15 protein-coding genes are annotated in these 19997 nt (G+C 65.2%); 12 read left to right on the forward strand and 3 right to left on the reverse strand.

What is annotated here, in order from left to right; genetic code table 11:
* Positions 1 to 61 precede the first annotated feature (61 nt).
* The gene (locus J7I79_RS03815) at positions 62 to 637 is read left to right on the forward strand and encodes a helix-turn-helix domain-containing protein (RefSeq protein WP_104173583.1); all 576 of its coding nucleotides are present in this window, start codon (positions 62 to 64) and stop codon (positions 635 to 637) included.
* Positions 638 to 680: 43 nt separating this feature from the next.
* On the opposite strand, the gene J7I79_RS03820 is transcribed toward J7I79_RS03815, so the two are convergent.
* Positions 681 to 2657, reverse strand: a complete 1977-nt coding sequence (locus J7I79_RS03820) for an amino acid transporter (protein ID WP_214950501.1) — start codon at positions 2655 to 2657, stop codon at positions 681 to 683.
* A gap of 408 nt (positions 2658 to 3065) precedes the next feature.
* Between J7I79_RS03820 and J7I79_RS03825 the strand changes: the two genes are divergently transcribed.
* From J7I79_RS03825 to J7I79_RS03850, 6 genes are all read left to right on the forward strand, one after another.
* The gene (locus J7I79_RS03825) at positions 3066 to 4529 is read left to right on the forward strand and encodes an ammonium transporter (RefSeq protein WP_251042350.1); all 1464 of its coding nucleotides are present in this window, start codon (positions 3066 to 3068) and stop codon (positions 4527 to 4529) included.
* A complete protein-coding gene (locus J7I79_RS03830) occupies positions 4526 to 4867 on the forward strand; it encodes a P-II family nitrogen regulator (protein ID WP_214950503.1) in 342 nt (113 codons plus the stop codon). Before J7I79_RS03825 ends, J7I79_RS03830 begins: the two co-directional genes overlap by 4 nt.
* Positions 4868 to 4990: 123 nt before the next feature.
* Positions 4991 to 6100 carry an agmatinase gene (speB, locus tag J7I79_RS03835; protein WP_214950511.1) on the forward strand — a complete coding sequence of 370 codons (1110 nt, stop codon included), beginning with the start codon at positions 4991 to 4993 and terminating at the stop codon, positions 6098 to 6100.
* Positions 6097 to 7803, forward strand: a complete 1707-nt coding sequence (locus J7I79_RS03840; RefSeq protein WP_214950512.1) for a thiamine pyrophosphate-binding protein — start codon at positions 6097 to 6099, stop codon at positions 7801 to 7803. The genes speB and J7I79_RS03840 overlap by 4 nt, the downstream gene beginning before the upstream one ends.
* A gap of 189 nt (positions 7804 to 7992) precedes the next feature.
* Positions 7993 to 8472, forward strand: a complete 480-nt coding sequence (locus J7I79_RS03845; protein WP_104173577.1) for a MarR family winged helix-turn-helix transcriptional regulator — start codon at positions 7993 to 7995, stop codon at positions 8470 to 8472.
* Between the two features lie 95 nt (positions 8473 to 8567).
* Positions 8568 to 10577: an MFS transporter gene (locus J7I79_RS03850; protein WP_214950519.1), complete on the forward strand. Its 2010-nt coding sequence runs from the start codon at positions 8568 to 8570 to the stop codon at positions 10575 to 10577.
* Between the two features lie 54 nt (positions 10578 to 10631).
* Here J7I79_RS03850 and J7I79_RS03855 read toward each other — a convergent pair whose 3' ends face one another.
* Together J7I79_RS03855 and J7I79_RS03860 are read right to left on the reverse strand one after the other, a co-directional pair.
* Entirely contained in the window at positions 10632 to 11699 is a 1068-nt protein-coding gene (locus tag J7I79_RS03855) for a class F sortase (protein ID WP_214950521.1), read from the reverse strand.
* 78 nt (positions 11700 to 11777) lie between these two features.
* Positions 11778 to 12578 (reverse strand): hypothetical protein, encoded by an 801-nt coding sequence (locus tag J7I79_RS03860; protein WP_214950523.1) that lies wholly within the window; start codon positions 12576 to 12578, stop codon positions 11778 to 11780.
* A gap of 426 nt (positions 12579 to 13004) precedes the next feature.
* Between J7I79_RS03860 and J7I79_RS03865 the strand changes: the two genes are divergently transcribed.
* The 5 genes from J7I79_RS03865 (at position 13005) to J7I79_RS03885 (ending at position 19952) form a co-directional block, all read left to right on the forward strand.
* Positions 13005 to 14738 (forward strand): ABC transporter ATP-binding protein, encoded by a 1734-nt coding sequence (locus tag J7I79_RS03865; RefSeq protein ID WP_214950525.1) that lies wholly within the window; start codon positions 13005 to 13007, stop codon positions 14736 to 14738.
* The gene (locus J7I79_RS03870) at positions 14735 to 16768 is read left to right on the forward strand and encodes an ABC transporter ATP-binding protein (protein WP_285291285.1); all 2034 of its coding nucleotides are present in this window, start codon (positions 14735 to 14737) and stop codon (positions 16766 to 16768) included. Before J7I79_RS03865 ends, J7I79_RS03870 begins: the two co-directional genes overlap by 4 nt.
* 35 nt (positions 16769 to 16803) lie before the next feature.
* Entirely contained in the window at positions 16804 to 17220 is a 417-nt protein-coding gene (locus J7I79_RS03875; RefSeq protein WP_214950531.1) for a thioesterase family protein, read from the forward strand.
* Positions 17221 to 17315: 95 nt separating this feature from the next.
* Positions 17316 to 17561 carry a PLDc N-terminal domain-containing protein gene (locus J7I79_RS03880; protein WP_214950532.1) on the forward strand — a complete coding sequence of 82 codons (246 nt, stop codon included), beginning with the start codon at positions 17316 to 17318 and terminating at the stop codon, positions 17559 to 17561.
* A gap of 159 nt (positions 17562 to 17720) precedes the next feature.
* Entirely contained in the window at positions 17721 to 19952 is a 2232-nt protein-coding gene (locus tag J7I79_RS03885) for an McrB family protein (RefSeq protein WP_214950537.1), read from the forward strand.
* Positions 19953 to 19997: the final 45 nt, after the last annotated feature.

Genomic DNA, 19997 nt, shown 5'->3' on the forward strand with positions numbered 1-19997 from the left:
GGTATCCAGCTAGTATGGCTCCAGCGATGGGGCCGTGCGGCCGGCTGCGAAAGGTTCGTTAATGAAGGCTCTACCAGTTGAACCGAGCAACATTCCAGTTGCCATCGGTTCGCGCATCCGTGCTGCCCGCCAGTCACAGCGGCTCACTATCGAGCAGGTGGCAGACGCCACTGGCCTCACCAAGGGATTCCTGAGCCGGGTTGAACGCGACCTGACGTCGCCGTCGGTGGCTTCGCTCGTGACGCTGTGCCAGGTGCTCTCCATCTCCATCGGCGACCTGTTTGCCGCGCCGGAAACCCACCTCACCAAGAAGGATGAGGGACCGCGCATTTCACTGGGCGGCGAAGGCATCATCGAGCGCCTGCTGACGGCGCGCTCGGAACGGCGCGTCCAGATCATCCAGGCTGTGATCGAGCCCCGCGGCCGCGGCGAATCCGAACTCTACGCCGTGGACTGCGACGTCGATGTCCTCCACGTGATCAACGGCCGGATCCGGCTGATCCTCACGAATGAGGAATACGAGCTCAGCTCCGGCGACACCGTGACGTTCCCCGGCCGGGAGCCGCACACCTGGATCAACCCCACGGATGACGCCGTCGAGGTGCTCTGGGTGCTGGTCCCGGCCGCCAGCCGCTGACCCCGCGGGGTCTGACCCGGCGGGGTTGGCTCAGGGGCGTGGCTCAGCCCACGTGGACCCAGGGCCGGCGGGTGACGTCCGGCTCTGCCTCGCGCAGCACTTCCCGGGTAACGGGCGCGATCTCGCCCTCGCCGAACAGCAGGAACCGCGTCAGGTTGGTCAGCGGGTTCCCCTCGGTCCAACGGAAGTAGATGTGCGGCATGAGTCCCGTGACATCGCGAAGGTGCAGCAGCACGGCCGCCAGCGTGTTGGGCACGTTATTGCTGTGGATTTCAAGGATGCGGAAGCCGTGCCGGACCTTCCCTGTGACCATGAGTTCCTGCTCGAAGTCCGAACTGTCATCAACGAGGATCTCGATGAAGATCGCGTCGCTGTCCGCCGGCAAATGATTGGCCAGTTCTGCGTGCTCCAGCTTGGCCCTGTACCGCGCGGCGCTGAGGCGTTTGGGCTCGTGCGCGATCAGCCGGATGGGGCCCTCTTCGCTGGCGGCCATGAACTCCAGGGCCTGTTCGTCCAGCCGGATGTGGGTGGCGCGGAGTTCGAAGGAGCGCCTGACGCGCGAAGCGAAGCTCACCACCACGATGCCGAGGATGAACATCGCCGCGATCTTCAGGCCGTCGGGGCGTTCCACCACGTTCGCCACGGTGGTGTAGAGGAAGACGACGGCGATCGCCCCGAACGCGACCGTACGGCCGCGTTGCTGCTTGCGCCGGGCGGACAACGTGACGGCGATGGAGGCTGATGTCATCAGCACGAGGACGCCGGTGGCGTATGCACCGCCCTGGGCTTCCACATTGGCCTCAAAGACCAGCGTGATGAGGAAAGCAACAGCGGTAAACACCAGCACCAGGGGCCGCACGGCCCGGGTCCAGGCGGGTGCCATGCCAAAGCGCGGGAGATAGCGGGGTACCAGGTTGAGGAGCCCTGCCATGGCCGAGGCTCCGGCGAACCAGAGAATGGCGATGGTGCTCAGGTCGTACACGGTTCCGAAACCGTCGCCCAGGAACTGGTGGGCCAGGAAGGCCAGCGCCCGGCCGTTGGCCTTGCCGCCCGGTTCGAACTCGGCTGCCGGGATCAGGAACGTGGTGATGAAACTGGACGCGATGAGGAACCCGCTCATGATCAGGGCGGCCGTGGTCAGGAGCTTGTGCGCGCCGCGGATCCGGCCGGCCGGCTTCGCCTCGGTGTCGTCCGGGCTGCCCTGGATCTGCGGCATGACTGCCACTCCCGTTTCGAAGCCGGAGAGCCCCAGCGCGAGTTTGGGGAAAACCAGCAGGGCGATGCCGATCATCACGAGAGGGTTTCCGTGCTGCTGGTTGAGGGCGGCCCACCAGTCCGTGACCACATGGGCTTCGCTGAACACATGGGCGAGGCCTACCAGCACCACAACCGCATTGAGCAGCAGGAACACCGCCACCAGGACTACTGCCACGTTGATGGCTTCCTTGAAGCCGCGAAGGAAGACCACGCCCAGGCCTGCAATCAATGCCAGCGTTATCGCCACTTCCTGGCCATGCAGGAAGTCGGGGGCGAACGGGTTTTCGATGGCGTGCGCACTGGCGTCCGCAGCCGAGAGGGTCATGGTGATCATGAAGTCGGTGGCTGCGAAACCCAGGAGTGCCAGGACGAACAGCTTGCCGCCCCAGCGGGGCAGCAGCCGCTCCAGCATGGCGATCGATCCCTCGCCGCGGGGGCTCTCCGAGGCCACCCGCCGGTACACCGGCAGGGCGCCCAGGAGCGTGACGGCCACCAGGACCACGGTTGCCAAGGGGGAGACCATTCCGGCGGCAAGCGCGGCAATGGCGGGCTGGTAGCCAAGGGTGGAGAAGTAGTCGACGCCGGTGAGGCACATGACTTTCCACCAGGGCTGGGGTGTGTGGTTCGCCTGAGGCTGGCCGTGGGGACCCTGCCGTTTGCCGGAACCTTCGGGCATGCCCTCCAGCAGCCAGCCCTTTAACCGATGGGGTTTGCGTTTGAACCTGTCGGAGGGGTCGGCGGGCGGCCGGGTGAGCGTGGTCACGGTATCCTTTCGCGCAGCGTGGCTTTCGGCCGTCTGAGGACCGTGGTGCTGCTCCTGATTGGAGCGTAGGCCCGGGAACGTGCGCAGGATGCCGGCCTTAACGAAACCTTTACGCCCCGCGTGACCGCCATCACTTTTCGCTCACGACCCCATGGCGCCCGGCCTCCGCGGTTGCGTGGTGCGTCGGCGCAACGATGGTGAGATGTACGTCACATTTTGGAAACCTGCTGGAAACGCAGGGTTCATGCCCGGCCCCGCTGTTTAACGTCCCGGAAAAACTTCGCGGCTATGGCGGAAACACCCCGGTTGTAGCGTCGGACTCGGGGAACCCATAGTTGCACCGTCGTTTTGAATGGTCTCGCCGTAGCTGGCGCCCAGGAGCGCCACTTCTTGAGGAAGGCTCCCGAAATGAACATCTCTCTAGTCAATGTGGGCATGGCAGTGGATCCCGCGGTGCTCGATCCCGGCGCCACGGCCTGGATGCTGGCAGCATCCGCACTCGTCCTGCTGATGACCCCCGGCCTGGCATTCTTCTACGGGGGCCTCGTCCGGATGAAATCCGTCCTGAACATCATGATGATGAGCTTTGGCGCCATGGGAGTTGTTGCCGTGGTCTGGGCGCTGTGGGGCTATGGACTGGCTTTCGGGCCCGACACCATGGCCGGGCTCGTCGGCGATCCCTTTGCCAACCCCGGCCTGAGCGGACTGACCAGCACAATCGGGGGCAAGGCGCCCGGGCTCCCGGACATGGTGTTCATCGGCTTCCAGGCCACGTTCGCCATCATCACTGTCGCGCTAATCAGCGGAGCCGTGGCTGAGCGCGTGAGGTTCGGGCCGTGGCTGCTATTCGCGGCGCTGTGGGTCACGCTCGTTTACGCCCCCATCGCCCACTGGGTCTGGGGCGGCGGACTGTTCGGCCCCACCGGCATCGTAGGCAGCAAGATCTCCGCCCTCGACTTCGCCGGTGGAACGGTGGTCCACATGAACGCGGGCATAGCGGGACTGATGCTCGCCGTCGTACTCGGAAAACGCCTCGGATTCATGAAGGATCCCAACATCCGTCCGCACAATCTGCCTTTCGTGATGCTCGGCGCAGGACTCCTGTGGTTCGGCTGGTTTGGCTTCAATGCCGGCTCTGAACTCGCGGCCGACGCCATCGCCGGCCTGGCCTGGACCAATACCCTGCTTGCCACGAGTGCGGCACTCCTGGGCTGGCTGCTGATCGAAAGGCTCCGGGACGGCCACGCCACGTCCCTCGGCGCCGCATCGGGAGCCGTCGCCGGCCTGGTCGCCGTCACACCCGCCTGCGGGTTCGTGGACCCGATCGGCGCCATCCTGATCGGGGTCGTGGCCGGGGCGGTCTGCGCGCTCGCGGTCGGACTCAAATTCAAGATCGGCCTGGATGATTCGCTGGACGTGGTGGCCGTGCACTTTGTCGGCGGCCTGTGGGGGACGCTCTCACTGGGATTCTTCGCTGTCCCGTCGGTCAAGACCGAGGGCGGGCTCTTCTACGGCGGCGGCCTGACACAGTTCTGGCCCCAGGTCCTCACCGCGCTGATCGTCACCGTCTGGAGCGCTCTTATGACCACGCTGATCGGATTCGCCATCCACAAGATGATGGGCATGCGGGTGTCCGAAGCCAACGAGCGGTCCGGCATCGACGTCACCGAACACGCCGAAACCGCCTACGAACTGCTGATGGTTGGCGGCACGTTCCATCCCGGCGAACACCACGGCAAGACCGTTCCTGCGGAGGGCGAGACGGGCAAGCCTGAGGGTGCTCGCGGGGAAACGTCTGCGGAAGTGACGGCTGCGGGCCAGTCCGGCCGGCAGTCAGACCGCCAGGCAGAAAACAGCAGGGTGCGGACGTGAAACTCATCACGGCTATCGTCCGTCCGGAAAAGGTCGAGACCGTCAGGGCGGCCTTGGAAGGGTTCGGCGTCAGCGGACTGACCGTAAGCCAGGCCAGCGGCTATGGTCAGCAGCGGGGCCACGTGGAGGTCTACCGCGGAACCGAATACAACTCCGACCTTCTGCCGAAGGCGCGCGTGGAGGTGCTGGTGACCGAGGAGGCCTTGGACGGTGTGATGGCGGCCATCGAATCCGGCGCCAGCACCGGTCGGTGCGGGGACGGGAAGATCTGGACCATCTCCGTCTGCGACGCCGTCAGGGTCAGGACGGGGGAGCGGGGGGCGTCCGCCATCGACTGAGGGATCTGTCCTGACTGAGGAATGCACTCAACCTCGATTGGTAAACACTTGATGCACAACGGGAAACATGAGTGTATGATGGGTGTCACACTACCGATCCATCCTCGAAGGAGAGGCGTTCCTTTGGAAGAGCTGCGCATCGAGGCCAACGGCAACCTTGGCCCTATCGATTCATCCCGTATTCCCCGCTACGCCGGGGCTGCTACTTACGCCCGACTGCCCCGGTTGGACCAGGTGGCTAAGGCCGACATCACGGTGGTGGGGGTGCCCTTCGATTCCGGCGTCTCCTACCGCCCGGGTGCCCGTTTCGGCGCTAACCACGTCCGTGAGGCCAGCCGGTTGCTGCGCCCCTATAACCCGGCGTGGGACGTCAGTCCCTTCGAAAACGTCCAGGTGGCGGATGCCGGCGACATGGCCGTGAACCCGTTCAACATCAACGAGGCCATCGAGACCATTCAGCAGAACGCGCTGGACCTGACTGCCGGTGGCAGCAGGCTGGTCACCCTGGGCGGGGACCACACCATTGCCCTGCCGCTCCTCCGTGCCGCTGCCGAGCGCGCCGGGGAGCCTGTGGCCATGCTGCACTTCGATGCGCACCTGGATACATGGGACACGTACTTCGGGGCCGAATACACGCACGGCACGCCGTTCCGCCGCGCTGTCGAGGAGGGCATCCTGGACACCGAGGCGATCAGCCACATCGGAACCCGCGGTCCGCTGTACGGCAAGAAGGACCTCGACGACGACCACCGCTTCGGCTTCGGCATCGTCACCTCGGCCGATGTCTACTACCAGGGCGTCCTGGAGACCGTGGCCAAGGTCAGGGACCGGATCGGCAACCGCCCGCTGTACATCTCTGTTGACATCGACGTCCTGGACCCCGCGCACGCGCCGGGCACCGGAACCCCGGAAGCCGGCGGCATCACCAGCCGGGAACTGCTGGAGATCATCCGCGGCTTCCGCGGCATGAACCTGGTTGGTGCGGACATTGTTGAGGTGGCTCCGGCCTACGACCACGCTGAAATCACCGGCGTCGCGGCCAGCCACGTTGCCTACGAACTCGTCACCCTCATGGCGGACTCCGCGGTTGAGGGCAACAGGTTCGGTGCCGCCAACGGCTACGCCGCGCAGGCGCTCGGGCAGGAGAAGAGGCACCAGGCAGGGTTTGCCGCCGCTTCCGCTGCCCGGCCCGGAGGAATCATCCGTCCGGCCGTCGAGGAGTTCTCCAAGTGATCGATTTCGATCCGGGCGCGGCGGCTGCTCCCATAGGAGTAAACGCCGGAACCAGCGTCCGCAACGGCGGGGATCTCGTCGTCGAAACCCTTGAAGCGCTGGGCGCGAAGACGGTTTTTGGCATTCCGGGCCAGCACGCACTGGGCCTGTTCGACGCGATGGGCCGGGGAAACCTGCACTTCGTGTCCTCGCGGGTGGAGAACAATTCAGCGTTCGCGGCCGACGGGTATTCGCGGGCCACGGGCGAGGTGGGCGTGCTGTTCCTGTCCACCGGCCCGGGTGCGCTGACGTCCCTGGCCGGGCTGCAGGAAGCCTACGCCTCGGGTGTGCCCATGGTGGTGGTGGCCAGCCAGATTCCGCTGGACGGGCTCGGCGCCCGGCGCAAGGGCATGCTCCACCAGCTCGATGACCAGAAGGCCTCGGCCGCGAACGTCACCAAGAGCCAGCGGCTGATCCAGCACGCCTCCGGGATTCCCTCGGCCATCCAGGACGCCTGGACCGAGGCGATTTCCTCCCCGCAAGGCCCCGTCTGGCTGGAGATCCCGCAGAACGTCCTCCTGGATCCCATCATGGTGCCCCCGGTGGAGGACGCCCTCGCCGAAGCGGCGGACAACCCGCCCCGGGTGGAGCTGGTCCGGGAAGCGGTGAAATGGCTGTCGACGGCGGAACGTCCGGCGATCATCGCCGGCGGCGGCACGCGCCGCGGCCGGGCCGAGAAGTCCCTGCTGTCCATCGCGGAAAAGCTGCGCGCACCGGTGATCTGCACCCCCGGCGGCAACGGTGCGTTCCCCTGGAACCACGAGCTCTCGCTGCAGTCCTGGATCGAGGACCGGCACATGACGGACCTGCTCGAGGACGCCGACGTGCTGATCGTCATCGGCTCCTCCCTCGGCGAAGTGACATCCAACTACTTCACGTTCGAGCCGCGCGGCCGGATCATCCAGATCGACGCCGAACCCCGGGTCCTGGAGTCCAATCGGCCCGGCCTGGGCATCCGTGCCGACGCCGGCCAGGCCCTCGCGGCCCTGGACGCGGCCCTGACCGAACCGCACGGCGAACGGGCCGACTGGCACGGCACCTCACCGGAGGCGCTGGTCAAGGAATCCCTGGCCAAGGTCAAGGCCCGGCTGGAGTCCCAGGACCTCGGCAAGGAACTGAAATTCATGGCCGACATCCGCGAAGCCGTACCCGCGGAGATGCAGACCTTCTGGGACATGACCATCTCCGCGTACTGGGGCTGGAGCTGCTGGGACGCCCGCGAGGGACAGTTCCACTCCGCCCAGGGCGCCGGCGGGCTAGGCTTCGGCTTCCCCTCGGCCATCGGCGGGGCAGTGGGGCTGGAAACCACGGGCAAGTCCGGCCGGGTTCTCGCGGTATCCGGCGACGGTTCGGCCATGTATTCCATCTCCGAACTGGCCACCGCCAAGCAGCACAACGTCCCGGTCACCTGGCTGATCGTGGACGACGGCGGCTACGGCATCCTGCGCGAATACATGGTGGGCGCCTTTGGCCAGGCCACGGCCACCGAACTCGCCCGCCCCAACTTCGTCAAGCTCGCCGAAGCCTTCGGCGTCCCGGCCGTCCGGGTGACCCCGGAGAACGTCGGGGACGCGCTCACGGCCGGCTTCGCCGCCGACGGGCCGAACGTCGTCGTCGTCGAAACCCTGCTCAAGATGTTCGGCCCCACCCACCTGGGCGTCTGAGCGCAAAACCCCGGCACCACCCACGCGCGAACTGGCAGCTAATGCCCCCTCGAAGCAATTTTGAGGGCATTAGCTGCCAGTTCGCGCTTGGCGTTTAAGGGACTGCTCACCCAGACGGTCGCCTCTTAGTTTCCCAAAGCAACCATTTTCGCGTATAGTTGCCTTAGGCAAGCAAAGGGGTTATTCAGCATGGCAGTTGCACCGGAAACCGCGGCCGATCTCGTTTACCAAATCTTCGACCTCCAGCGGGCGGTCCGCTGCGTCGCGGTCTCAAGCCTGCGCGGGCAGGAAACCGGGGTGGCGCTCCAGGGCGTCCTGCGGTTCGTGGGGGAGGGGGAGTCCCGGGCCACGCATCTCGCCGCACGTCTGGGGGTCAGCGCTCCCGTCCTGAGCCGGCATATTGCCGATCTGGAAGAACACGGACTGGTGGTCCGCAGGCCTGATCCGGAAGACGGACGCGCCCAGCTTGTGGCGCTGTCCGAGGCCGGAGCGGGGAAGCTGCGCGAGATAGAGCAGCAGCGCACTGCGACGCTCCAGGGCTACCTGCAGGACTGGAGCGAGGACGACGCCGAAGAGACCGCGAAAGTCCTGAAGAAACTTGCCGAATCCCTCAGGGATTCAGCCCGGGCAAAGACGGCCGGATCCATCGAAAACATTCCAACCGCTTAGGAGCTGCACATGGCGAGCCACGCTACAGCCACCGGTCCGTCCCGGGCCCTGTCAAAACATCACCGCAACTATCCGCACCGGCGCCGCAGCCTGCGATGAGCCACCGCCAGATCATGGAGGCCCTCACCGGGCTGCTGGCCGCGTTCTTCACGGCGATCATCAGCAGCACCATCGTTGCCAACGCGCTGCCGACCATCATGTCCGAGCTCAAGGGCACCCAGACGGACTTCGCCTGGGTCATCACGGCTGCCCTGCTGGCCAACGCCGCCACCACCCCGATCTGGGGCAAGCTCGCCGATCTCTTCGACAAGAAGGTGCTCGTCCAGCTCAGCATCGTGATCTTCGTGGCCGGTTCCGTCATGGCGGGCCTGTCCGAGACGATCCCGCTCCTGCTGACCGCCCGCGTTGTCCAGGGCGTCGCCATGGGCGGCCTCACCGCGTTGGCGCAGGCCATCATCGGCTCCATCATCCCGCCCCGGGACCGCGGCAAGTACTCCGGCTACATGGGCGGCGTCATGGCTGTGGGCACCGCCGGCGGCCCGCTGCTCGGCGGATTTATCGTGGACAGCCCGCTGGGCTGGCGCTGGACCTTCTTCGTCTGTGTCCCGCTGGCCGTCATCGCCCTCATCCTGCTGCAGATCACGCTGAAGCTTCCCCACGTCAAGCGCCACGCGAAGATCGACTGGCTCGGTTCCATCCTGCTCACTTCCGGCGTCAGCCTGCTGCTGATCTGGGTGTCCTTCGCCGGCAACCCGGAATACTACGACTGGTGGTCCTGGCAGACGGCGGCCATGGTGGGCGGCGGCGTGCTGCTCCTGGCCCTCCTCGTGGTCGTGGAATCCAAAGTGGAGCAGCCTATCATCCCGCTCAAGATCATCAGCGAACGCACCACGGCGCTGGCCATCCTCGCCTCCGTTGCTGTGGGCGTCGGCATGTTCGGCTCCTCCGCCTTCCTGGGCCAGTACTTCCAGGTGGCCCGCGGTGCCACTCCCACCGAAGCAGGGCTGCTGACGCTGCCCATGATCGCCGGCAACCTCATCGGCTCGGTGCTGTCGGGCCAGCTCATCAGCCGGACCGGCAAATGGAAGCGCTACCTCGTAGCCGGCTCCATCCTCCTGATCGGCGGCCTGGGGCTGGCCGGAACCATCGACCACACCACCGAACTCTGGCTGACCGGCCTCTACACCGCAGTCCTCGGACTGGGGCTCGGCCTGCTGATGCAGAACCTCGTGCTGGCAGTCCAGAACACCGTCCGGGCCACTGACATCGGCACGGCCAGCGCCTCTGTGGCATTCTTCCGCTCCGTGGGCGGTGCGATCGGAGTGTCCGTGCTGGGCGCCGTCCTGGCCAACCGCGTCAAGGAACTGGCCACCGAGGGCCTGGCCGCAGCCGGGATCCCGACCGCAGGCGGATCCGCCGGAGCCAGCATGGACCTCCAGGACATGCCGGCCCCGATCCGGGACATCATGAGGGCGGCCTACGGTGACGCGACAGCCGAAATCTTCCTGATCTCCGCGGTGATCGGCATCATCGCCCTTGTAGCGGTCCTGTGCATCAAGGAACAGCCCCTGCGCCGCACCGTTGACATCGTCCCGGCAACTGCCGCTTCAAACAACGACAACGCCGCGCCGGCCTCCGGGCCGACGGCCGCGGCCGACGCAGGCATCGTGGACCTCGACCGGGAGTTCATCGAGGTCCTAAGCAGGCAGCGCGCCCAAGAGTCCCGCTTTCCCGACGCGGCACGCCAAGATCGGAGCACCACCGGCGAAGGGCGTGGACACCTCGACGGCGACGCCCCGTCTGCCGAAAGGGAAGGTTCCCGGGCGCGTTCCCGGACCATGGTGGCCGACCCGCAGCCCGAAGCCGCCGACGTCGTGCCCCTGCTGCTGCAGACGCAGCAGCTGCTGGCAGAACAGCAGCTCCACTTGGCCGAAGCGCTGCGTGCCGTCCACGAACAGACTGCGGAGCAGCGGGAGATCGCTGCCGAACAGGCGCGCATCAGCGGGGAGCTCACCACCATCCGGCGGCAGCTCGCCAAGGAACGGAAGCTGCAGCGCGCCGCGGCGGACTACATCGCCACGCACGGGCGGCACCGGGGCGAATAGTCGCCCACAACACCGTACGACGGCGACGGCGGCACAGTGCCGCCGTCGCCTTTGTCAGGGTGACGGGACCGGAGACGCAATGACCACCACGTTCTTCCCCCAGGGATCTTCCGTATAGCAGCTGATCAGCACAAGGCGGTTGGGAACTGCGGTCCAGATCGGGCTGTCCTTCAGGCTTGCCTTCACGTAGGTGTCCACCGATTCCACCCTGTAGCGCATGGTTCCCGATGCGGTTGTGGCTTCGAAGATGTCGCCAGGGACGCTCGCGGCGCTGAGCCGGTTGAAGGGAGCATCGCGGCCTTCCCAACTGTGGCCAAGGATGTACGTCGTGTTGGTGGACCCGGCGCCGGGCATGCCGAAGTCTGACACCCAATAGCCATCCACGGTGATCGGCGGCACGATCGCCTGGGACTCCAGTTCCTCGCGCGTCGGGGCAAGCGGATGAATCACGACGTCCAGCCCGGCCGCCGGATAAACGATCCTCGTGGGGGCTGCGGCCGGCGGATAGCTAGGCAGGCTCGGTGGCGGTTCCTGCGCCGCGGGCGCAGTTGTCGGGGTCTCCTTGCCGCTCCAGGGGAAAGTGTCCGGCGGGACAGCATAGCCAGGCAGAGCGAGCTCGGCGGACCGTAAATACGGGGAAGCTGCCGAGTGGGCCCCGGCCCTGCCGGATGCGCTCCCCGGAGGGACGACGCCAGGGAGGAACGTAAATACAAAGAAGGCCACGACGCCGGCAAGGAGCAGCAGCAGATCGCCGCGGTTCAGTGACAGGCGGTTCAGCGACAGGCCTTTTGGCGGCCGCCAGCTTCGCGAAGACCATTTTCCGGGCGCCCAGTTGCGTACGGACCAGTCCTTGGAGGACCAGGCTTGCAGGGACCGGACTACGAGGTTCTTGGCCGTAAGTGGCAGGATTTCCTGCAGAAACCGGTTCAGGCGCAATAGGTTGCTGCGCCACCGCTCCAACAGACGTTGATGGTAGGCCCCGTTTCCGGCTGCCCCGCCTTCCGGATCACTGTCCTCGGCGGGTCCGTCGTCCGGGGCTCCGCCCCGCCCGCCCGCACCAGGCGCGGCGATATCGCGGTCCAGGGGCCGGCTGTCTACGTGATGGCGGTTGGGGAAGGACATCGGACTCCTCCATAGATATAGGTGTGGACGGGCACCGCACCGTGACGGTGGATGCCCGTCCTGACCACAGGAACTGCCTTACTTCGACGCCCCGAAGTTCTGCAGGCGTCCCCTGTGCCGCAGGGCGACCAGCCCCGTCGCGCCAAGCAGTGCAGCCAACCCACCGAACCAAGCGGGCATGCCGGCATCTGTCTGGCTTCCCGCCGCTGTCTGGGCGTTGAATCCGCGGTTGACCACCGGGGTGGCAACCGGGGCCGCTGCGGCTCCAGCAGGCACTGCGACAACTGCCGGCGGAGCAACCACCGGCGGAGTTACGACTGGCGGGACCACAACAGGCGGCGTGACGACCGGCGGGACCACGACGGGCGGCGTGACGACCGGCGGGACCACGACGGGCGGAACCACAACGGGCGGCTTCGTCTCTTCCTCTTCCTCTTCCTCTTCTTCACCCTTCACGTCGCAACCGCCCGCCGGGACCGGATAGATGTCGGCCCTGCCGTTATGTCCGTCCTTGTGGCCGTTCCACCACGCCTTTTCGGGAATGGTGATGACGACGTACGGGTTCTTGTCGGATCCCGTCGCATGGCAAATGGTGACCTTCTTGGAGCCGTGGCCCTCGTCGTCGTCGTCCTTGGGGTCGTGGTCACCCTTTGACCCGCCAGGGCAGCCGGCCGCAGGCGCGGGAATCAGGTCGCCACTGTGCGAGGCATGGCCATTTCCGTTGAGCGCATTTTTGCTGACCGTGATGCTCACGAAGGGGTTCGATTCCGAGCCCGTTGCGTGGCAAATGCTGACTTTGTCGTCGCCGGCATTTGCCGGGGCTGTAACGCCAATTAACGCAATGCCCGCAATGCCGGCCGTTGCGAGGATTCTCTTCATGGGATTCTCCATCTGGATCATTTTGGACTGACCAGACTGCGGGAGCGGGAGGCCCCATGGCGGAGCCGGCCGTTAGCCGTAGGTGCCCAGATCGCCTGCGACTTTCCTGCAGAGTTGTCAATTAACTGACCACTTCACGCTAAGCCGTAGGCACTGGCGTAGTCGCGAGTAGCCGATACTTGACTGGGTACCCGTTTTTCACATTCCCTTCCCTCGGAACCGAGGGATAACACCCGTTTCACCCGTAACAGGACGCACGTGGGGCTCTGCCGCCACCCTGGCACGGATACGCCCTTCGGATGATATTTGCCTACTGTTGTTTCGCATAGGCAACGGATTTCGTAGAGTGGGAAGGCTAAGAGTGTCAGCCCCCGCTGGTATTACTTCTTCCAATTCACTTCGCGCTCTTCAAAAGGATTACCGGGCATGCTTGTCACCCTCATACGGCGCTTCTCCAAGCCGTATTTGCCGTATATCGCGGCAGTCATTGTTTTCCAGTTGGCGTCCACCATTGCGGCCCTTTACCTTCCCAGCCTGAACGCCCAGATCATCGATGAGGGTGTCTCCCGAGGAGACGCCGACTACATCTGGCGAACGGGCGGGGTCATGCTCGGCGTGGCACTGATCCAGGTAGCCACGGCAATCGCCGGTGTTTACTTCGGGTCCAAGGCGGCCATGGCCTTCGGCCGGGACCTGCGGCGTGGTGTCTTCCGGAAGGTGACGAGCTTTTCGGCCAAGGACGTCAATGTTTTCGGCGCACCAACCCTGATTACCCGCGGCACCAACGATGTCCAGCAGGTCCAGATGCTGGTTCTTATGGGGCTGAACTTCATGGTGGCCACGCCCATCATGTGCATCGGCGGCATCATCATGGCGTTGCGCGAGGACCTGAGCCTGTCCTGGCTGGTTTGGGTCTCCGTTCCGGTGCTGATTGCCGTGGTGGGGTACCTCGTGGTCCGCCTCATGCCGCTCTTCCGTTCCATGCAGACGAAAATCGACCGCATCAACGGCATTCTCCGCGAGCAGATCATAGGCATCCGCGTGGTCCGCGCCTTCGTCCGGGAACCGCACGAGACGGAGCGTTTTGGCGGGGCCAACCGCGAACTCACCGATGTCTCGCTGAAAATTGGCTCCTTGTTCGTCCTGATGTTCCCGGCCATCGGGATGATCCTCCATGTCTCCACCGCAGCCGTGTTGTGGTTCGGCGGGCAACGTGTGGATGCCGGGGAGATGCAGGTCGGTTCCCTGACGGCCTTTCTGCAGTACCTCCTGCAAATCCTGATGGCGGTCATGATGGGCACGTTCATGGCCATGATGATTCCGCGGGCCTCGGTCTGTGCGGACCGCATCGGTGAGGTGCTCGACGTCGAACCCTCCATCCATGAACCGGAGGCGCCGGTGGCGCCCACCCACAGGACCGGTCGCGTGGAGTACCGCAATGTCTCGTTCGCTTACCCCGGGGCCGAAGAACCCGTCCTGAGCAACATCAGCTTCACCGCCGAGCCCGGCCAGACCGTGGCCATTGTCGGTTCAACCGGCGCCGGCAAGACCAGCCTGCTGTCCCTGTTGCCGCGGCTTTACGATGTCGCGTCCGGCGAGGTGCTGCTCGACGGCGTCCCCATCACCAACCTTGAGCGTTCCGAAATCACCGGCCGGGTGGCCATGGTGCCGCAGCGACCATACCTCTTCTCCGGAACCATCGAGCACAATCTGCGCTTCGGGAAGACTGAGGCCACGGACGAGGAGCTGTGGGACGCGCTCACGGTAGCCCAGGCCGCGGACTTCGTTCGGGACAAGAAGAACGGTCTCGGTTCCAGGATCGCCCAGGGCGGCACCAACGTCTCGGGCGGCCAGCGCCAGCGTCTGTGCATCGCCCGGGCCTTGGTAACCCAGCCCAAGGTGTACCTGTTCGATGACTCCTTCTCTGCCCTCGACGTCGCCACGGACGCCCGGCTTCGCCGTGCGCTCAGGGCGAAAACGGCCGATGCCACGGTGATCATCGTGGGCCAGCGCGTGTCCACCATCGCCGATGCCGACCAGATCCTGGTCCTGGACAACGGCCGGATCGTGGACCGGGGCACGCACGATGAGCTGCTGCTAAGTTCCACCACCTATCAGGAAATCGTCGAGTCCCAGCTGACCGCGGAGGAAGTGGCATGAGCACCAACGAGAAACTCCCCGCGGGCCAGGAAACACTTCCCGTGGAGGACGACGACTTCTACGAAGAGGAATTCAAGCCCACCGAGGCCGACGGCGACATGTTCGGCGGCACGCCGGCGAAGAAGGCCGAGCATTTCTGGCCGTCCGCCAAGCGCCTGATGGGCCTGCTGAAACCCGAGTCCGCCGGCATCGCCCTGGTGCTCGCCATGGTGACGGTCGCCGTGGTCCTCAACGTCATCGCCCCCAAGATCCTGGGTCAGGCAATGGACGTCATCTTCGGGGGAGTGGTGGGAAAGCAACTGCCCGCCGGAGTCAGCAAGGACCAGTTCGTGGACGGGCTGCGGGCCCAGGGCCAAAACAACTTCGCGGACATGATCGCCAAGATGGAGCTCATTCCGGGCGTGGGGATCGACTTCCAGAAGCTGTCGTTCCTGATCAGCATTGTGCTGGTGATGTACTTCGTGGCGAACATCTTCACCTGGCTGCAGGGCTATGTCCTGAATGTGCTGGTCATGCGCGTGGTCCGCAAACTGCGAGACGACACGGAGAAGAAACTCAACCGGCTGCCCTTGAACTACTTTGACACGCGCCAGCGGGGCGACACCCTGTCCCGCGTCACTAACGACGTCGACAACATCCAGCAGGCGCTGCAACAGGCCTTCGCGCAACTGATCAGCTCCGCGCTGACGGTGCTCGGCATCGTCATCATGATGTTCATCGTGTCGTGGCAGCTGGCCCTCATCGCCCTGGTGGCCCTCCCGCTGTCCGGAGTGGCCGCCGGCATCATCGGGTCGAGAAGCCAGAAGCTGTTCGCGGCGCAATGGAAGAACACCGGCCAGCTCAACGGCCAGATCGAGGAATCGTTCTCCGGACACGACCTCGTGCGTGTCTTCGGCCGTGACGCCGATATCCTGGAAAGCTTCGACGAGCGGAACGAAGCCCTGTACAAGGCCAGCTTCGGAGCCCAGTTTGTCTCGGGCATGATCATGCCGGTCATGCAGTTCGTCTCCTACCTCAGCTATGTGGGCATCGCTGTGGTCGGCGGGCTGAGGGTGGCTTCCGGCGGTATGAGCCTTGGCGACGCCACCGCCTTTATCCAGTACTCGCGCGAGTTCACCCAGCCACTCGGACAGATGGCCGGCATGGCCAACATGCTGCAGTCCGGTGTTGCCTCGGCTGAGCGGGTCTTCGAATTCCTGGATGCCGAGGAACAGGATGCCGAGACTGCCACAGAGCACCTGCCTGCCAAGACCGACGGCCACGTCGAGTTCAAGCACGTGACCTTCAGCTACTCGGAGGACAAGCCCCTGATCGAGGACCTTTCCTTCAACGCAGAACCGGGACACACCGTGGCCATCGTCGGCCCCACCGGTGCGGGCAAGACCACCCTGGTCAATCTGGTGATGCGCTTCTACGAGCTCAATTCGGGAAGCATCACGCTGGACGGTGTGGACATCACGCACCTGAGCCGCTCTGAACTGCGGGCCAAGGTGGGCATGGTGCTGCAGGATGCCTGGCTGTTCGGCGGCAGCATCTACGACAACATAAAATACGGAAACCTCAACGCCACCGAGGACCAGGTCATGGAGGCGGCGCGGGCAACGTTTGTGGACAGGTTCGTCCGGGCACTCCCGGAAGGCTACAACACCGTCATCGATGAAGAAGGCAACAATGTCAGCGCCGGTGAGAAGCAGCTCATCACCATCGCGCGTGCCTTTGTGGCCAACCCGTCCCTGCTCATCCTGGACGAGGCAACCAGCTCGGTGGACACCCGCACCGAAGTCCTGGTCCAGAAGGCAATGGCGGCCCTGCGGACGGACCGCACGAGCTTTGTGATCGCGCACCGGCTGTCCACCATCCGCGACGCCGACACCATCCTAGTGATGGAAGCCGGGCGGATCGTGGAGCAGGGGAACCACCACGACCTGCTGGAACTCAAGGGCGCCTACTACCGCCTTTACATGTCCCAGTTCGCGGGCGAGGACGCAGAGCAGTCGCTGGAAGATGACGCGACGGCGGTGCACAGCTGAGCGCCGCCGCGCGGCGCATCGAGGTCCTCATCCCCATGCGGTGGGGCGACATGGATGCCTACGGCCACATCAACAATGTGCAGATCGTACGGATGCTGGAGGAGGCCCGCATCTCGGCCTTCGGACCGCCCCGCGGGGCCGGACTGCCCGGTATCGAGCCGAAGGTGTCCCTCTTCAACGATGTTGAGGAGGGCACCATGGCCTTGGTGGTGGAACACAGGATCCGCTACGTCAGGACGCTCGAATACCGGAACGTGCCGGCCGTGGTCCAGTTGTGGATCGGCGCTGTGAAAGGCGCCAGCTTCGACATCCACTACCTGGTGCAGGACCCGGTCACTCGGGAGGACTGCGTCAAGGCCACCACCCACCTGGCATTCGTGGATGAGGGTACGGGCAGGGTCCTTCGCTTGACTCCGGAGCAGAAGGAGCGGCTCGCGCCGTTCGTGGCCTGAGCCTAAAGCCCCTACCTTCGGGCAGGTCCGAATCCCTAAAATCGTCATTACGATGAACCACCCGGCACCATTATCGGAACCAAGGAGCATTGGCCATGGCCACGAAGAAAAAGAAAAAGTCCTGGAAGGAAATGCCCCCGTTGGCGCGCTTCGGGACCTTGGTGGCAGCTGCAGTGCAGCTCTCGCTCCTGGTCGCAGCCCAGCGGGATATTTCCCGCCGGCCCGCGGAGCAGATCCGCGGCAGCAAGGCGGTCTGGCGGATGGTCACGCTGATCAACTTCGTGGGTCCGGGAAGCTATTTTGCGTTCGGGCGCAAGAACCTGCCCGCTGCCCCCAAATAGCCGGTCAACCCCGACCGGTACGGGGCCAGGAGCCCGAAAATAGCCGGAAACCCTGGCCAGCGGCCAGGCCAACATACATAATGGCCCAACACCTACCGATCAGTAGCGGGCAGCGGTCCTTGGTGTTGGCGTTCAGGTTTAGCCTGTAAATTTGAAGGCATGACCCCCACCGCGAAGCCTGCCATGACCCGCGCCCCCGGTATCTCCAAGGAGATCGAGGACGCGGCGTGGTTTGTTCTTGGGGCCGGTCTGCAGGGCAGGCCGTCGGCCCTGGACGGGCGGACTGCCACATGGACCGCCAGCGCCGCTGCAGAGCTCCTGGAGCGCCTGGAACGGGGCGTCGCAGACCCCAAGGCGCCCATGATGACCAATCTGCGCCAGAACCTGCTGGGTGCCTCCCGCGGAGCCAAGCAACTGGCCGTTGAGATGCTCTTCCTGCAGTCGCTGCCGCTGGCCCACGAAGTGAAATCGCTCAAGGTCAAGCGCGCCAGGGTGGCAGAAGCGGCCTCATGGCTTGAGCCGCCGCTGGAACTGCCCGGCGAGCTCTACCAGGGCATGACGGACCACGGAGTCATCCGCGACCGCACGGCCGAATTCAACTGGACCATCTGGGACCACCTGAGGTGGCTGTGCCGTTTTGTCCAGCACGTGGACAAGCAGGCCCCGGACACCATGGCGAAGGCCCTGAAGGATCCCTTGGCCTTCCATCTGCTCGCGGCCGCGACACCGGAGGACCAGCCCGCAATCCGCCGCAGCATCGAATACCTTGCCTGGCCCAGTTACTTCGAGCCGGTGGTGGCTGACGTTGAGCGACAGGAAATCCGGGATGCCTTTGCTTCCCTGGTGGGCGGCGCCAAGGGGGACAGCGACGAAGAAATCACCGCTGACATCCACCGCATCCGCCTCTACCTCGACAAGCAGGCGGGCCAGCGCATTGACTGGTATGCCCGCCAGCTGGTGAGCCAGTGGCGCAAGGTGGGGGACCCGGGCCGCCGTGCATGGCTGCTGCGCACCCACCATGACGCCAAGGACCTGCTGGCGGCGTGGCACGGAGAAGAGAAGGTGACCCTCGACGTCGAGCACCTGCGCCTCCTGGGCCCCGGCGTCACTGCGGGACTGGTCCAGCACGCCGTGGACGAGGACTACAAGCACCTTGGCTACGTGGAACGCGAGGACAACAAGACCGCCGTCTTCGCTTTCCTCACGGTCATGAAGCCTGGCGACCTCGTCCTGTACCAGCACGCCGGCGCTGTTCGCCTCGGCGTGGTTCTGGGCGAGCCGGAGCACAATGAGGACAACCGCAGGATGCGGCGCAAGGTCCGCTGGTTCGACGAAGCACACACCATGACGGACCTTCCCCGCCACGTCCAGCGCCAGCTGGCCACACCGGGGGTCATCGTGGACGTCACCCGGGTGGTGCAGGCACTGCAGGCGCTGTTGCCCGCCGAAGCGGAAGCGGAGGCCGACGACGCCGCCGCACCGGCCGCCGTCGTCGAACCTGTCCCGGAAGGGTTCCGTCCGCTGACAGAGGAGTTCGCGGCGTCCCTACACATGGACCTGGAACCGCTGCAGGAAATCGCGGAGCTCCTGGAGGAGAACCGGCAGCTCGTGCTGTACGGCCCGCCCGGAACGGGCAAGACCTACCTCGCCAAGCACCTGGCGGCCGAACTTGCCGCTGACAGCACGGACGAACGCGTCAAGCTGGTCCAGTTCCATCCGTCGTACGCCTACGAGGACTTCTTCGAAGGCTTCCGCCCCGACAAGACTGACGAGGGGCAGGTGTCCTTCAAGCTCGTGGCCGGCCCGCTGCGGCGGCTCGCGGAGGAAGCTGCGAAGCTCGGCAATGAAAAGAAGCCGTACTTCCTGATCATCGATGAGATGAACCGCGCCAACCTGGCCAAGGTCTTCGGAGAGCTGTACTTCCTGCTGGAGTACCGCGACGACCGCATTTACCTCCAGTACAGCCCCAATGAGCCGTTCACGCTCCCGGACAACCTGTACATCATCGGCACCATGAACACCGCGGACCGCTCGATCGCCATGATGGACGCCGCCATCCGCCGGCGCTTCTCCTTCATCGAGCTGCACCCCAAGACCGAACCCGTGAAGGGTTCGCTGCTGCGTTTCCTGCAGGCCCGCGACCTGGACACCACGCCGGCCCTCCTGCTCGATGCCCTCAACGACGCGATCGACGAATGGGACCGCGACCTCATGATCGGGCCGTCCTACTTCATGAAGAAGGCGGCCCAGACGCCCTCCGGCTTGCGCCGGATCTGGAAATACGAGCTGATGCCCCTGCTGGAGGAGCACTACCACGGGCAGCTGAACCGGGCCCAGCTGCAAGAGCGCTTCGGGCTTGAGCAACTGCTGGGCCGCCTTGCGTCCCGTTAACGCATTGCAGGTCGCTGTTCCGCCGCTGCCGGCGCGGCAGCCCGC

Source organism: Arthrobacter sp. ISL-69 (assembly GCF_018613775.1).
GTDB lineage: Bacteria > Actinomycetota > Actinomycetes > Actinomycetales > Micrococcaceae > Arthrobacter.